A 15,875-nucleotide genomic window follows, 5' to 3' on the forward strand; every position below is an offset into this window, starting at 1 on the left:
CCCTGGTCGCCACCGCCCTGGTCGCCACCGCCCTGGTCGCCACCGCCCTGGTCGCCACCGCCCTGGTCGCCGCCGCCCTGGTCGCCACCGCCCTGGTCGCCACCACCCTGGTCGCCACCACCCTGGTCGCCACCGCCGACGTCAGCGCCACCGAGCGGGTTCTCGTTGCCCTCGGAGGCACCGCTGTCGTCCCCGCCCAGCACACCCGCCTGGACCTCGACGTCGGCGATGCCGCTGTCGACGCCGATGCCGACGGCCTGGGCCGCGCCGGCCGCGGTCAGCGAGGCGCCCGCGGCGATGACCGCGCCAGCGGCGATCCGCGCGACGCGCACACGCGTCTTCTTCGTCATGTGTTGCTACCCCCAGTAGCTGAATCTCGTCATGGAGCAGCGGTATGCGGGCCGTGGGCCCTGCGGGGCATCGCTCTCGGCAAGGCCACGTCGTGCCGTGGTCTCTCCGCCCGCCCCCTGGTTCGCACCCGTCCCGGACATACGCATGCTGCTCTAGCACCCTGGCCAGAGTTAAGGACTACGTCAAGGCCGTTCCGTGCACTAGACGCCGGTATGAGGGGTGTTGACGGCTATTCGGAAGCACGACTGTGACGCATCGGGCACCGTTCCTCCCCAACGCGGAAGGGCCCGGACAGTCGCCTGTCCGGGCCCGGCCTCCGTAGCGCGGAGGCTACTTCTCGCTCTGCTTGCGCCAGCGGATGCCGGCTTCGACGAAGCCGTCGATCTCGCCGTTGAAGACCGCTTCGGGGTTGCCCATCTCGAAGTCGGTGCGCAGGTCCTTGACCATCTGGTACGGGTGCAGGACGTACGAACGCATCTGGTTGCCCCAGGAGTTGCCGCCGTCTCCCTTGAGGGCGTTCATCTTGGCCTGCTCCTCCTGGCGGCGGCGCTCGAGGAGCTTCGCCTGGAGGACGTTCATCGCGGACGCCTTGTTCTGGATCTGCGAGCGCTCGTTCTGGCAGGAGACGACGATGCCGGTGGGCAGGTGGGTCAGACGGACCGCGGAGTCCGTGGTGTTGACGCCCTGTCCGCCGGGGCCCGAGGAGCGGTACACGTCCACGCGCAGCTCGGACTCGTCGATCTCGATGTGGTCGGTCTGCTCGACCACCGGCAGGACCTCGACGCCCGCGAAGGACGTCTGGCGGCGGCCCTGGTTGTCGAAGGGCGAGATCCGCACGAGGCGGTGGGTGCCCTGCTCGACGGAGAGCGTGCCGTAGGCGTACGGCACCTCCACCGCGAAGGTGGTCGACTTGATGCCGGCCTCTTCGGCGTACGCGGTCTCGTAGACCTCGGTCTTGTAGTTGTGCCGCTCCGCCCAGCGGAGGTACATGCGCTGGAGCTTCTCGGCGAAGTCCGCGGCGTCGACGCCGCCGGCCTCGGCCCGGATGGTGACCAGGGCCTCGCGCGCGTCGTACTCGCCGGAGAGGAGCGTGCGGACCTCCATCTCGTCCAGCGCCTTGCGGACGGACACCAGCTCGGTCTCCGCCTCCGCGAGCGCATCGGCGTCACCCTCGTCCTCGGCGAGCTCGAACATGATGCCGAGATCGTCGATACGGCTTCGCAGGGCTTCGGCCTTACGGACCTCGGCCTGGAGGTGCGAAAGCTTGCTGGTGATCTTCTGCGCCGCCTCCGGGTCGTCCCAGAGGGACGGCGCCGCCGCCTGCTCCTCGAGCGCGGCGATGTCGGCCCTCAGCGCATCCAGGTCCAGGACGGCCTCGATCGACCCCATGGTCGAGGAGAGGGACTTCAGCTCTTCGGAAATATCGACGACTGCCACGGGACCAGCGTAACGGCATGGCGGCTGAAGCTCGCCCTCCCCCGGGAACAGGTCCGGGAACGGGTGGGGGAACAGGCCCGGGAGCGGGTCCGGGCGCCGGGGGCGCTCACGGGGCCGCGGGGGCCGAGTTCCCGCCGTCCCGGGGGGCCGGGTCGCCGTCGCCGTCGCCGCCGGAGGCCAGCCGGCCGCCGACCGCGATGGCGGCGCAGAGGGCGACGGCGGCGGCGGCGAGGGCGAGGCGGCGCTTGCGGACGGCGGCCGCCTTGTTGCGGGCGGACCCGGGCCGGGGCTTCCCGGGGGCCCGGGGGGCGCGGGCGGTGCCGAGGGGGCCTCCCGCCAGCTCGTCGGGGGCCGGGACGCGCATGCTGGTGTGGGTGTCGCGGTTGGAGTCGGGTGCGGAGCCGGGCACCAGCGGGACCGCGCCGCGGCGGCGGGGCTCCTCGGCGGCCGGGGTGTACTGCTGCTCGTCGTAGGCGTCGGGCCGCTGGTCGTTCTCATCGGGCTCGTCGGGGCCGGGCTCGTCGACCTCCAGCGGGGGTATCCCGGCCAGCAGGGGCAGCAGGTCGCGCAGCCGTACGGCCAGCTCCGAGGCGCGCAGCCGGGAGGCGGGGGCCTTGGCCAGGCACTGGACCAGGAGCTGCCACAGCTCCTCGGGGATGCCGGGGAGGGGGACGACGGTCTCGGTGACATGGCGGCGCAGCACCGCGCCGGGGTGGCCGCCGCCGAAGGGGGTGAACCCGGCGAGCAGCTCGTAGAGCACGGTGGCCAGGGCGTAGATGTCGACGGCGGCGCGCGGCGGAAGGCCCTCGACGATCTCGGGGGCCAGGTAGTCCGGCGTGCCGATGATCTTCGTGGCCTTGGTGCGGCGCGGGGTGTCGATGAGCTTGGCGACGCCGAAGTCGGTGAGCAGGGCGGGGTGGGCGCCGCCGGGGCCGAGCGGACCCTCCATGTCGAGCAGGATGTTCTCCGGCTTCACGTCCCGGTGGACGATCTGGGCCCTGTGCGCGGCGGCCAGGCCGTCGGCGACGTCCGCGACGATCGCGACGGCGGCCTCGGGGGCGAGCCGGCGCTCGCGGTCCAGGCGGGTGCGCAGGTCGGTGCCGCGCACGAGGGTCATGACCAGGGCCAGGTCGTTGCCGTCCACCACGAGGTCCCGGACGGCGACCACGTGCGGGTGGTCGAGCCCGAGCAGGGCGGTGCGCTCCTGTACGAAGCGGCCCACGAGCTCCTGGTCGGACGCGAGGTCCTCACGCAGCAGCTTGATGGCCACCGGGCCCTCGGGCCCTTCGCCGAGCCATACCGTGCCGGCGCTGCCGCGCCCCAGGATCTGGTGGGCCGTGTACCGGCTGCCGATATTCCGTGCCACGACTGCTCCCTCAGCGGCTGGCGGTGGACCCCCGGTCGACAAAGTTACGCGGCGTTCGGGGTGTCGCGCGCCCAGGATGGCGTCGACCTCGGCTTCTGCGGGCGGAATGGGCCCGGGGAAGTCGACAAAGGGACAGGATGACGGGCGGATCCGTGCCCAGGCGGCCGCGGGCCCGGTCCCCGCCGAAGGGCCGGGACCGGGCCCGCCCCAGGCCGTTGCGGGCCCGGGGTCCGCCGGGGCGCGGCGGCGGGCGGAGGCCGCCCCGCCGCTCGCGGATCGGGCCCCGCGAAAGCGCGGGATCGGGCCCGTGAGGGCGGGGGCTCGGCCCTCCGCCCGGGCGCGGGGCCAGGCCCTGCGGGAGCGGCCGGGCCCTGTGAAGGCGTGGGCTCAAGCCCCCTGCCCGGGCGCGGGGCCGGGCCCCGCGAAGGCGACGGCTCAGGCCCCGCCCGGGCCTTCGGTGCTTTCGCCGAGCTGGGAGATCCAGTCGGTGACCGTGCCGATCGCGTCGCCGATGGCCTCCCAGTAGCCCTTGCCCTGGGCGACCCAGTCCTGGAGCGGGGTCAGCTCCCAGATGAGCCAGCCGGCGACGACCAGGAGCACCACGGTGAACAGGCAGCCCTTGAGGCAGCCGAGGCCGGGGATGCGCATCGGGTTGGCGCTGCGCTGCCGCGGCGGGCGCGGCTCGCGCGGCGGTCGCGGAGCCGGCGGCTGCGGCTGCTGGGGCTGTGGCGCGTACTGCTGCTGCCGCTGGGGCTGGGGCGGCTGCTGGTAGCGCTGCGGCTGGGGCTGCTGGTGCTGCCGCTGCGGCGGGTACTGCTGGTGCTGCGGAGGCGGCTGGCGGCGCTGCTGCTGCGGCTGCTGAGGCGGCTGCTGGCGCTGGGGACGGCGGCGCAGGGGGTCCTGGCTCGGGTCCAGGTACTGCACCTGGGTCTGCTCGTTGCGGTCGCGGGCCGCCTGGAGCTGCGACTGCCAGGGGTGCGGTCCGTCCGGCTGCGGCGGCCCGTCCGGGCGCTGCGGGACGGGCGGCATGACGGCGGTCGGGTCGGCGTCGGGCCCCTGGCCCGGCCCGCCCCGGCCGCCCTGGCCGGTCTGCGGGAGCACGCTGGTGGCGGCGGCCGGGTCGAAGGAGCCCGCGTTGCCCGGGAGCACCTGCGTGGGGTCGGCCGCGCCCGGGGTGTCCGGGACGGCGGTGGGCGCCGGGTCGGGGGCGAGCAGGGCTCCCACGCCGTCGGCGGCGGCGATCTGGGCGGAGTTGGCGTGGACGCCGATGCCCGCGGCGACCGTACGCAGACCGCGGGCCAGGTTCTCGGCGCTGGGCCGCCGGCCCGGGTCCTTGCTCAGGCAGCGCTCTATGACCGTCCACAGCGGGGCGGGGACGGTGGAGGGCCGGCGGGGCTCCTCGCTGAGGTGCTGGTGCAGGACCTCCAGGGCGGTGGCCCCGGCGAACGGCGGGCGACCGGTGACCAGCTCGTACAGCAGGATGCCGGCGCCGTAGATGTCGACGGCGGAGGTCTGGGGGCGGCCCTCGGCGGACTCCGGCGCCACGTAGGCGGGCGTGCCGACGAACTCGTGGGTCCGGGTCAGGCCCGGGGAGTCGGCCAGGCGCGCGATGCCGAAGTCGGTGAGCATCGGGGTCATGCCGCCGTCGCGCTCGTCGAGCAGCACGTTGGCCGGCTTGAGGTCGCGGTGGACGACGCCGTCGGCGTGGCTGGCGGCGAGCGCGTCCGCGATCTGCGCGGTGAGCAGGGCGGCGGCGACCGGGGTGAGCGGGCCGTTCTGGCGGAGGTAGCGATGCAGGTCGGGACCGTCGATCAGGTCCATCACCAGGGCGAGGAGATCGCCCTCGACGACCAGGTCGCGGGTGCGCACGATGTTGGGGTGGGTGAGCCGCAGCAGGACGGAGCGCTCCCGCAGGAACCGCATCACGACGTCGGCGTCGTTGGCCAGCTCCTCCTTGAGGACCTTGATGGCCACGGTCTCGCCGGGCTGCCCCGCGACGGCCGCCTCGGCGCCCGCGGTCTCCCGCTGGCGGGCTCGCCAGACGGTGCCCGTGGCGCCGCGTCCCAGCGGCTCCTCGAGCAGGTATTTGCTGCCTACCGGCCGCACGTCATGCGCTCCCTGCTGATCGTGGTGCTCACGCCCCTCCGGGGCCCGGATGTTCCGGCCCACTGTAATGCCGCCGAACGGGGCGCAGGGGGCTCACGTTTCGGGGAAAGACGCGCAGACCGGGCCGAAGGTTGCCGCACGGGCGGCCGGACATCGGGCGAGCGTTCGATCACGTGTGCGGGTTTCCGGCCGGAACAGGGTCGCCTACCCACCAGAAGCCCCTTCGAGCAGCGGAATCCGGACGCAAGCAGGCAGTTTTGCGCCCACAGCCGACCATTCAAGATCATTTGAAGGCGGCCGTCGGGCGTGTTGTCAGCGGCAGGTGCGAGGATGCCTGCAGCACGGATCTGCGGACGCGGAGTCCCGCGGTCCGTGACGACCTGTACGGACGACGTGTCCGTGCCGGGTGGGGGGAACCACCGGGCGTTTCCCCTGCCGGGCACCCTCGCGCAGAAGGGACCGCTGACGGCGATGCAGATCCGGCTGACCGTCCTCGCGCCGCGCAGCGGCCAGACCCCGGCGCGCACCTGCGACGTGCTCGTCACCGCCCCCGCCGGGACGGCGCTGGCCGCCGTCGCCTCGCAGCTGGCCGCCGCCGTGTCGGGCCCCGACAGCTCCCAGGGCGGCGGGGCCGTCGTGCTCTTCGCCGGGCGGGAGCGGCTGGACGGGCACCGCATCGCGCTGGGCGAACCGCCGCTGGTGGACGGCGCGGTCCTCTCGCTCCAGGTCCCCGGGGACGACGAGGCGACGGACGACGCGGTTCCGGCCCAGCTCCACGTGGTGGCGGGGCCGGACGCGGGCGGGGTCCACCTGCTGCACGGCGGGCAGATCCGGATCGGCCGCTCCGCGGACGCGGACGTCCCCCTCGACGACCCGGACGTCTCCCGGCTGCACTGCGCGGTGACGGTCTCCGACGACGGCCGGGTCTCGGTCGCCGACCTCGGTTCGACGAACGGCACCTCGCTGGACGGCGTCGAAGTGCGCGAGCGGCCGGTCCGCCTCGCCCCCGGCGCGCTGCTGCGGCTCGGCGAGTCCGCCCTCCGCCTCGCCCCGGGCTCCCGGCCCCCGAGGCTGACGACCGCCCCGGACGGCGAGGGGCACCTGCGGGTGACCCGCGCCGAGAGGGGCCGCTCCGCCGGTACGCCCTTCGGGCCGGGCGCCCCCGAGCAGGACGGCCCCGGGTACGCCGCGGCCTCGTCCGGGCCCCCGTTCTCCGCCGCCTCCCCCTCCCCGTCCCGCGCCTCCGCCGCCCCGGCGCCGGAGAGGGCCGGGGCGTACGACGACGCGGAGTCGTGGCCGGAGCGGGCGGAGTCCGGGGCGGGCGGCGGGCGCTCCGAGTCCGGCACCCGTGCCCGCGGCGAGCGGTTCGCCGGGCCCCCCGCGCCCCGGCGCGGCATAGGGGCCTGGGCGAGGCGGTTCAAGGGCGGCGCGAAGGACGAGCAGGCGACGGGCCCCGAGCCGGGCGCCGACGGGCCCGCCGCCCCGGACGCGTACGCCGCCTCCCGCGCCCCGGGCGATCCGGCGCCGGCCGCCGGACCGACGGGTCACGGCTTCGATACGGGCCCCCAGGGCTCCCCGAGCGGCTTCGACGATCCCCCGGGCGGCCCTTCGGGGGCCGGGCACCTCGCCTCCCCCGCCTCCCCCGGCTCCCCTTTCTCCGCCCGGCCGTCCGCCCCCGAGGGCACCTGGCCCGACCCGGCCGCCGTGCTGCTGACCGCGCTCGGCCCCGGGCCCCGGCTCTGGGAGCGCCACCCGGACCACCCCGAGGCCCTGGTGGTGCGGCTCGGCACCACGGACCGGGCCGAGGTGCCCGCCGTACCGGTGACCGTGGGGCTGCGGGAGGCCGGTTCGCTCGGTCTCGCCGGCCCGCGCGCCCGGCTGGCGGGGCTGGCCCGCGCGACGGTGGCGCAGCTCGCCGCGCTGCACTCGCCCTTCGACCTGGAGATCGTCCTCATCAGCACGGACCGCTCCCGCCCGCTGGAGGAGCGGCGGCGCGAGTGGTCCTGGCTGGGGTGGCTGCCGCACCTGCGCCCGACGCACGGCCAGGACTGCCGTCTCCTCCTCGCCTACGAGCGGGAGCAGGCGGAAGCCCGTACGGCGGAGCTGGTGCGCCGTCTCGACGAGGGCCCCCTCGGCCCGGGCTGGCCGCACCTGGACCGGGCCTCCCTGACCGAGGCCGCCCGCGCCCACACGGGGCCGCACACGGTGGTCGTCCTGGACGGCGACCCCGGTACGGCGTTCCTGCGCGAGACCACGGCGCGGCTGGCCGGGGCGGGCGCGGCGGGCGGTGTCCACCTGATCTGCCTGGCCGAGACCCCGGCCGCCTCCCCCACCTCTCCGGTGGCCGCGACGTACGAGGCGGCCTGCCGGGCGTCCATAGCGTTCCGGGAGTGCGGGGCGGTCGCCCTGCTGAGCGGGGACGTCGCCACGGCGTTGCGCCTGCTGCGCACGGCGGGCGGGCAAGCCGCGGGGCACGGCACGGTGGCCGCGGTGGACGCGGTGTCGGCGGCCTGGGCCGAGCGGTTCGGGCGGGCCCTGGCGCCCCTGCGCGAGGAGGGTTCGACCGCGCTGGCGGGCCGCCCGACGACGGCGGCGCTGCCGCCGTCCGCCCGGTTGCTGGACGAGCTGGGCCTGGCCCGCGCCACACCGGCCTCCCTGATGGCCCGCTGGGCGTCCACGGCGGAGGCCCGGCCCGGCGCCACGGCGCCCCGGGTCGCGGCGGCGCCGTCCCGTTCGGAGGCGGACAGCCCGAACTCCGGGCGCACCCTCAGCGCGGGCCCGCGCGTCGGCCCCCAGCGCACCGCGGCCTCCTCCCCGCACCACGATTCCGGCCGCACGCCGTACCCGGCCGCCGGCGCCCCCGACCCGGACCGCACGCCGTACCCGCCGCCGGACGCACGCGACTCGGGCCGCACGCCGTATCCGTCCCTCGACTCCCGGGACTCGGGACGCGTGCCCCAGCTGGGCGCTCAGCGTTCCGCGTCGGGCCCGGGGGCCGGGCAGGCCGGGCCGGGGCGCGGCCCGGCCTCCGCCGCGGCCGTGTCCCCCGGGGCCGACGGGGCCGACGGAGCCGCCCCGGGCCGGGCCGCCGTGCCCGGCGCCGCGCGGCCCGTGCTCGTGCTCGGCGCGGGGCCCCGGGGCCCCCTCAGCGTCGATCTCGCCGATGAGGGCCCGCACCTGCTGATCGAGGGCCCGCCGGGCAGCGGCCGCACCGAACTGCTCCGGGCCGTCGCCGCCTCGCTCGCCTCCGCGGCCCGGCCCGACCGGCTCGGGATCCTGCTGGTCGACGGTGCCGGCGGCGAGCAGGGCGACCGCGGCGAGGGGCTGCTCCCCTGTACGGAGCTGCCGCACGTCTTCGGCCACCTCAGGGCGTACGACCCGGTCCGGATGCGGCAGTTCGCCCAGGCGCTGGGCGGCGAACTGAAGCGGCGCGCGGAGCTGCTCGGCGACCTGGACTTCGCGGCCTGGCACGAGCGGCACGCCCGGCAGGAGAGCCGGGCGGAGTCCGGACGCGTGGTGGGCCGCCGTCCGCCGTCCGGCGCCGAGCGCCTGGGCGACCTGGACTCCCCGGCCACCGGCACCCTGCGGCTGCGCCCGGCCGCGGCCCGCCCGGCCGACCCGGGCCCGTCCCCGCTGCCCCGCCTCGTCGTCCTCGCCGACGACTTCGACGCGCTGGTCGCCCCCGCGCTCGGCTCCCCCGGCCGGCCCGCCGCCGGCTCGGTGGTGCGGGCGCTGGAGGCCGTGGCCCGGGACGGCGGACGGCTCGGCGTCCACCTGGTCGCCGCCTCCGCGCGCCCCGACCGCACCGAGGACACCGAGTTGGCCCGGGGCGCCCGGCTGCGCATCGTGCTGGACGCCCCGGTGCTGCCGCCGTCCCCGGACGAACCGGCTCCCGGGCGGGGGCGGTTGGGGCACCCGGACGGGCGGGTGACGCCGTTCCAGGGAGGCCGGGTCACCGGTCGCATCCCGCGCACGGCGACGCTGCGGCCCACCGTCGTACCCCTGGAGTGGGAGCGGATGGGCGACCCGCCGGCCCGGCGCCCGGTGCGGGAGCTGGGCAACGGACCGACCGACCTGGCGCTGCTCGCCAGCGCGCTGGAGCGGGCGGCCCGCTCGGTGAACGCCGAACGCCTGCCCGCGCTCGTGCCGTTCACCCCCTGAGGCCGACCGCTCCCCGGCTCCAGCCCGTTCACCCGGCGGTGGGCCAACGCCCTTTCCCGCTCCGCCCGTTCACCGTGCCCGGCCGAATCCCCGCGGGGCGTCGCCCCCCCTTCGGGCACGGCTGTGGGAGGCCCGCTCCTACCCCTTCCCCAGCGGAGTTCCGACATGCCCTGACATGACGTCACGAGGCCATCACGATCACCCCGTCGGCCCCTTCCGCGGTATTGCGGGGCCGGTGCGCCCGGCGTAGGACTGTGCGCACGGACGACGCGGTCCGGCCACGTCGACGGGGCCGGACTCGTACGGAAGAGACGGGGCAGGAATGAGCACAACCTTCTCGATACGCAGGGCCGCCCTCGTGTTCACGGCGGTCGGCGCTCTGGCGCTCACCGGCTGCGGAGGCGACGGCGACGGCAAGAAGAAGACGGACGGCGGTTCCGGGAAGGGCACGGACAGCGCGCCCACGGTGAGCCTGCCGAAGCTGGACGGGGAGAACGTCTCCGTCGCCGCGGTCTGGACCGGGCCCGAGCAGGAGAACTTCACCAAGGTCCTGGACGAGTTCGAGAAGCGCACGGGCGCGAGCGTGACGTTCGTCCCGGCGCAGGACCCGATCATCAACTTCCTGGGGACCAAGATCGCGGGCCAGCAGCCGCCGGACGTGGCGATGATCCCGCAGGTGGGCGCCATCCAGCAGGCGGCCGCGAAGAAGTGGGCCAAGCCGGTCGGGGCCGAGGCGAAGGCCCAGCTGGAGAAGAACTACGCGAAGGTCTGGCAGGACCTCGGCGCGGTGGACGGCACCCAGTACGGGGTGTACTTCAAGGCCGCCAACAAGTCGCTGATCTGGTACAACGCCGCCGCGTTCGACAACGCGGGGGCGAGCGAGCCGAAGACCTGGAAGGACTTCCTGACGGCGGCGGAGACCGTCTCCGCCTCGGGCGTCACCCCGGTCTCGGTGGGCGGCGCGGACGGCTGGACCCTCACCGACTGGTTCGAGAACGTCTACCTCTCGCAGGCGGGCCCGGAGAAGTACGACCAGTTGGCGAAGCACGAGATCCCGTGGACCGACCCGTCCGTGAAGGACGCGCTGACCACGCTGGCCGAGCTGTTCGGCAGGCCGGAGCTGATCGCGGGCGGTGCGGACGGGGCGCTCCAGACGGAGTTCCCGGCATCGGTGACCCAGACCTTCACCGGGGGCGACCAGCCCAAGGGCGCGATGGTCTTCGAGGGCGACTTCGTCTCCATCAACATCGCGCAGACCGAGGCGAAGATCGGTACGGACGCCAAGGTCTTCCCCTTCCCGGCGGTCGGCGCGGACTCCCCCGTCGTGACCGGCGGCGACGCGGCCGTGGCGCTGAAGGAGACCAAGGGCGCGCAGGCGCTGCTGACCTGGCTGGCGTCGGCGGACGCGGCGAAGATCTGGGCCGAGGCGGGCGGCTTCATCTCCCCGAACAAGGGCCTGGACCTGAAGGCGTACCCGAACGACGTGCAGCGCACGATGGCGCAGGCGCTGATCGACGCGGGTGACGACGTCCGGTTCGACATGTCCGACCAGGCCCCGCAGTCGTTCGGCGGAACCCCCGGCAAGGGCGAGTGGAAGATCCTCCAGGACTTCCTGAAGAATCCGAAGGACATCGCGGGGGCCCAGAAGCAGCTGGAGGCCGAAGCGGCCAAGGCGTACAAGAGCTGACGCCGTGACGACAGCGACCGCGGGAGGCGCCGGTGCGGCGCCTCCCGCCGACGAGACGAGTCCGCGCCCGTCCCCCGGCCCGGAGAAGCCGGGCCGGGGGGTGACGGGCACCCGCAGAGTCATCGCGGCGGCGTTCCTGCTGCCCGCCCTGGTGCTGCTCGGGGCGCTGGTGGTCTACCCGATCGGCTACTCCGTCTACCGGTCCTTCTTCGACCAGGCCGGTACGGGCTTCGCCGGGTTCGACAACTACACCGCCCTGTTCACCGACGACACCATCCTCACGGCGGTGAAGAACAACGCGATCTGGGTGGTCTTCGCCCCCACGGTCGCCACCGCGCTGGGCCTGGTCTTCGCGGTGCTGACCGAACGGATCCGCTGGGGCACCGCGTTCAAGCTGATCGTCTTCATGCCGATGGCGATCTCGATGCTGGCGGCGGGCATCATCTTCCGGCTGGTGTACGACCAGGCCCCCGAGCGGGGCGTCGCCAACGCGGTGGCGGTGAGCGTGCACGACACGTTCAACGCCTCCGCCGGCTTCCCCAAGGCCCGCCCGCTGCCCGTGCACCCGCTGGAGAAGGGCGAGGGCGGGACGTACGTGTCCAAGGAGCCGATTCGGGCGGACCGCCCGCTGCTGGTTCCGCTGGTGGGCGTGGCCCCGGCGAAGATGCCGGGCGACGCGCGGCCGGCCCGGGGGTCTTCGGCCGCCTCCGGGGAGGAGATCACCGGGACGGCCTGGCTGGACTTCACCCGGGGCGGAGGCGGGAAGCCGAACGTCGTCGACCCGAAGGAGCTGGGGCTCAAGGGCCTCACGGTCGAGGCGGTGAGGGACGGGAAGGTCGTCGCCTCGGCGACGGCGGGGGCGGACGGCGTGTTCACCCTGCCCGCCTCGGCGGACGGGGCACAGCTCCGGCTGCCCGCCGACAACTTCCGCGAGCCCTACAACGGCGTCGACTGGCTCGGACCGTCCCTGGTGACGCCCGGGATCATCGGCAGTTACGTGTGGATGTGGGCCGGGTTCGCGATGGTGCTGATCGCGGCGGGCCTGGCCGGTCTGCCGCGCGAACTGCTGGAGGCGGCCCGGGTGGACGGGGCCAACGAGTGGCAGGTGTTCCGCCGGATCACGGTGCCGATGCTGGCGCCGGTGCTGGCGGTGGTCCTGGTGACGCTGATGATCAACGTGCTGAAGGTCTTCGACCTCGTGTTCATCATCGCGCCGGGCTCCTCCCAGGACGACGCGAACGTCCTGGCGCTCCAGCTGTACCGGTCCTCGTTCGGCACGGACGCGGATCTCGGGATCGGCAGCGCGATCGCGGTGCTCCTGCTGCTGCTGGTGATCCCGGTGATGCTGTTCAACATCCGCCGCATCCGGAAGGAGGGACGGCGATGAGCAGTGCACCGAAAGCGGACGCCGCGCGCATCGGCCGCCGGAGGGCGGGGGCCCCGGACGCCGGGCGGGCCGAGGCCCCCAGGGCCGGGCGGTCCCCCGCCGCGCGGATCGCCGCCAAGGCCGGCGGCGGGGTGATGCGGGTCTTCCTGATCCTGGTCGCCCTGTTCTGGCTGATGCCCACCATCGGCCTGCTGCTGTCCTCGCTGCGCGGGCCGCAGGACATCGCGGCGACCGGCTGGTGGAAGGTCTTCACCGCCCCGTCCGAGCTGACCTTCGACAACTACCAGCGGATTCTGGACAATTCGACGATCACCGGATCGCTGTTCAGCACGGTCATGATCACCGTGCCGTCCACCCTGCTGGTGGTGGTGATCGGCTCCCTCGCCGGGTACGCCTTCGCGTGGATGGAGTTCCCGGGCCGGGACTGGTGGTTCCTGCTGGTCGTCGGGTTGCTGGTGGTGCCGGTGCAGGTCGCCCTGATCCCGGTCTCCGAGCTGTTCGGGACCATCGGGATCTTCGAGACGACGTTCGGGGTGGTGCTGTTCCACACGGCGTTCGGCCTGCCGTTCGCGATCTTCCTGCTGCGGAACTTCTTCGCGGAGATCCCCCGGGAACTCCTGGAGGCCGCCCGGCTCGACGGGGCGGGCGAGATCCGTCTCTTCACCCGGGTCGTGATGCCGCTGGGCGGTCCGGCGATCGCCTCGCTCGGGATCTTCCAGTTCCTGTGGGTGTGGAACGACATGCTGGTCGCCCTGATCTTCGCGGACTCCGGGTCGCCGCCGATCACCGTGGCACTCCAGCAGCAGGTACGCCAGTTCGGCAACAACATCGACGTGCTCGCACCCGGCGCGTTCGTGTCGATGGTGATCCCGCTGGTGGTGTTCTTCGCCTTCCAGCGGCAGTTCGTCTCCGGGGTGATGGCGGGCGCGGTCAAGTAGCCGGCGTCCCGCGGCCGTACGCCGTCCCGTACGTACGCCCCCGGAACGCACAGACGTACGTCAACACGCGGCGGCCCGGTTCCCCGGAACCGGGCCGCTTCGGCGTCCGCGTCCCCCGATTGCCACGTCCGACGTAACCCTGTCATTCCATCCGACGTTTGCGCTCTGCCTGGTTCCCGCGAACGATCGACCCATGGATGTGTAGTGCCCCGGTTCTCCGTCATCGTGCCCGCGTTCCGGGTCCAGGCGTATCTGCACGCGTGTCTGGATTCGGTACTGGCCCAGTCCTTCAAGGACTACGAGATCATCGTGGTCGACGACTGCTCCCCCGACGCCTGCGGGCCGATCGCCGACGAGTACGCCCGCCGGGATCCCCGCGTCACCGCGCTCCACCTGCCCCGCAACAGGGGCCTGGGGCCGGCCCGCAACGCCGGGCTGGGCCGGGCGTCCGGCGACTACCTGATCTTCCTCGACGGCGACGACACCCTGCTGCCGGACGCGCTCCAGGCCATCGCCGACCGGATCGACGCGACCGGCGAGCCCGACGTCCTGATGTACGACTACGCCCGTACGTACTGGACGGGCCGCAGCGTCCGCAACGTCCTGGGCGGCCTTCTCCACGAGGCCGGCCCCGCCCGCTTCCGGCTCACCGACCGCCCCGAGCTGCTGCGGCTCCTCATGGTCGTCTGGAACAAGGCGTACCGCCGCGCCTTCGTCGAGGCCGAGGGGTTCGCCTTCCCGCCCGGCTACTACGAGGACACCCCCTGGACCTACCCGGTGCTGATGTCGGCCGGGTCGATCGCGGTGCTCGACGCGGTCTGCGTCTCCTACCGGCAGCGGCGCCGCGGCAACATCCTCTCCACCACCAGCGAGAGGCACTTCGACGTCTTCGACCAGTACGACCGGGTCTTCGCGTTCATCGACGCGCGCCCGGAACTCGCCCGGTGGCGACCGGTGATATTCCGGCGCATGCTGGACCACTTCACCGCCCTGTACGCCTCCCGGGACCGGCTGCCGCCCCACAGCCGCGCCGCGTTCTTCCGCCGGGCCACCGCCTCCTGCCGCCGCTACCGCACCCCCGGCGCCCCGGCCTCCCGCCGCGCGCTGCTGCGCCACGGACTGCTGCGGCTCGGCGCGCGGCGCACCTACCAGGCCCTGTCGGGCGCCCAGCACCTCGGCGGCCGGCTGCGCACGGGCGCGGCGGCCGCCCGCCGGGCGGTGCGGTCCGCGGCGCTGCGGGCGCACTACCGGATCCAGTCGCGGCTCCCGCTGCGCACCCGGGACGCGGTGTTCACCGCCCGAAGCGGCCGGGGGTACACGGGCAGCCCCGCGGCGATCGAGGCGAAGGTCCGCGAGCTGGTGCCGGGTATGCGGACGTCCTGGATCTGCCGGCCCGCCGACGCCCACACCGTGCCGACCGGCGCCCGGCACCTCGCGCCCGGCACGTTCGCCCACTGGACGGCGCTGGCCCGCTCGGCCTATCTGGTGAACGACGGCTCCTTCGACCGGGGGCTGGTCAAGCGGCGGGGCCAGACCGTGCTGCAGACGCACGAGGGCACGCCGCTGGGGACCGTGGGCGTCGATCTGCTGGACCGGCCCGCCGCCGCCCGGGGCGCCGACTTCGAGGAGCTGCTGCGTTCGGCCGACACCTGGGACTTCTCCCTCTCGGCGAACCCGCACTCCACCCTCGTACGGGAGCGGGCCTATCCGTCCGCGTACACGACGCTGGAGTACGGCTCACCGCGCAACGACGTGTACCACTGCACCGGCGCGGGCGACGTGGCGCGGCTGCGGGAGACGCTGGGCGTCCCGGAGGGCGCGACCGCCCTGCTGTACGCCCCGGCGCCCCGCGACTACCGGCGGATCCAGCGGCCCGGCCTCGACCTGGAGCGGCTGCTGGGGCTGCTGGGCCCGCGGTTCGTGGTCCTGTCCCGGGCGCCCCGCCCGGCGGACCCCGCCGGCCGCGCACCGCACCCCCGGATCATCGACGTCGGCGCCCACCGGTCGGTGGAGACGCTGGCGCTCGCCTCGGACGCGCTGATCACCGACTACGCGTCGCTGATGTTCGACTACGTCAACCTGGACCGCCCGGTGGTGCTGCACCTCGACGACGTCGAGGCGTACGAGGCGGCCCGGGGCACGTACTTCGACATCACCGCCTTCCCGCCCGGCATCGTGGTCCGGAGCCAGGACGAGCTGGTCGACGTCTTCACCACGGACCACTGGCGCGGCGCCCACGCGGCGCAGTTGCGGGCCGCGTTCCGGGCCCGGTTCTGCCCGTACGACGACGGGTACGCCGCCGAGCGGGTGGTGCGGCGGGTCTTCCTCGGGGAGACGGACGGTCTGCCGCTGCCGGTGCCGTACGCCGCCCGCCGGACGCCCGCGGCGCTGCCCGCGCAGGACGGGGCCGTGGGGGCGGTCCGGGGCTGAGGCCCGGACCGC

At 74.6% G+C, this 15,875-nt stretch carries 8 protein-coding genes and 1 pseudogene; 5 read left to right on the forward strand and 4 right to left on the reverse strand.

The window, feature by feature from the left end; translation table 11 throughout:
- The 4 genes and pseudogenes from AMK24_RS34640 to AMK24_RS08425 form a co-directional block, all read right to left on the reverse strand.
- Positions 1-350 (reverse strand): annotated as a pseudogene (locus AMK24_RS34640) (hypothetical protein); the annotation flags it as partial.
- A gap of 331 nt (positions 351-681) precedes the next feature.
- A complete protein-coding gene (prfB, locus tag AMK24_RS08415) occupies positions 682-1,788 on the reverse strand; it encodes a peptide chain release factor 2 (protein WP_073766593.1) in 1,107 nt (368 codons plus the stop codon).
- 106 nt (positions 1,789-1,894) lie between these two features.
- The gene (locus tag AMK24_RS08420) at positions 1,895-3,154 is read right to left on the reverse strand and encodes a serine/threonine-protein kinase (protein WP_073766595.1); all 1,260 of its coding nucleotides are present in this window, start codon (positions 3,152-3,154) and stop codon (positions 1,895-1,897) included.
- 435 nt (positions 3,155-3,589) lie between these two features.
- Positions 3,590-5,260 carry a serine/threonine-protein kinase gene (locus AMK24_RS08425; RefSeq protein WP_073766597.1) on the reverse strand — a complete coding sequence of 557 codons (1,671 nt, stop codon included), beginning with the start codon at positions 5,258-5,260 and terminating at the stop codon, positions 3,590-3,592.
- 471 nt (positions 5,261-5,731) lie between these two features.
- Between AMK24_RS08425 and AMK24_RS08430 the strand changes: the two genes are divergently transcribed.
- The 5 genes from AMK24_RS08430 (at position 5,732) to AMK24_RS08450 (ending at position 15,863) form a co-directional block, all read left to right on the forward strand.
- Positions 5,732-9,421, forward strand: a complete 3,690-nt coding sequence (locus AMK24_RS08430; protein WP_073766767.1) for an FHA domain-containing protein — start codon at positions 5,732-5,734, stop codon at positions 9,419-9,421.
- Between the two features lie 322 nt (positions 9,422-9,743).
- Complete coding sequence (locus AMK24_RS08435) at positions 9,744-11,108, forward strand: ABC transporter substrate-binding protein (protein WP_073766599.1); 1,365 nt, start codon at positions 9,744-9,746, stop codon at positions 11,106-11,108.
- A 100-nt stretch (positions 11,109-11,208) separates the two neighbouring features.
- Entirely contained in the window at positions 11,209-12,495 is a 1,287-nt protein-coding gene (locus AMK24_RS08440) for a carbohydrate ABC transporter permease (RefSeq protein ID WP_073766601.1), read from the forward strand.
- Complete coding sequence (locus AMK24_RS08445) at positions 12,492-13,433, forward strand: carbohydrate ABC transporter permease (RefSeq protein WP_073766603.1); 942 nt, start codon at positions 12,492-12,494, stop codon at positions 13,431-13,433. Before AMK24_RS08440 ends, AMK24_RS08445 begins: the two co-directional genes overlap by 4 nt.
- Positions 13,434-13,637: 204 nt before the next feature.
- Positions 13,638-15,863, forward strand: coding sequence for a bifunctional glycosyltransferase/CDP-glycerol:glycerophosphate glycerophosphotransferase (locus AMK24_RS08450; protein WP_073766605.1), 2,226 nt, complete (start codon positions 13,638-13,640; stop codon positions 15,861-15,863).
- Positions 15,864-15,875 lie beyond the last annotated feature (12 nt).

Origin of the sequence: Streptomyces sp. CB02366 (assembly GCF_001905905.1) — a bacterium.
GTDB lineage: Bacteria > Actinomycetota > Actinomycetes > Streptomycetales > Streptomycetaceae > Streptomyces.

Excerpts from the sequence above, each read along its gene's own strand:
- AMK24_RS08430 (WP_073766767.1), top strand. The coding sequence starts at position 5,732 with ATGCAGATCCGGCTGACCGTCCTCGCGCCGCGCAGCGGCCAGACCCCG.
- AMK24_RS08445 (WP_073766603.1), top strand. The coding sequence starts at position 12,492 with ATGAGCAGTGCACCGAAAGCGGACGCCGCGCGCATCGGCCGCCGGAGG.
- AMK24_RS08435 (WP_073766599.1), top strand. The coding sequence starts at position 9,744 with ATGAGCACAACCTTCTCGATACGCAGGGCCGCCCTCGTGTTCACGGCG.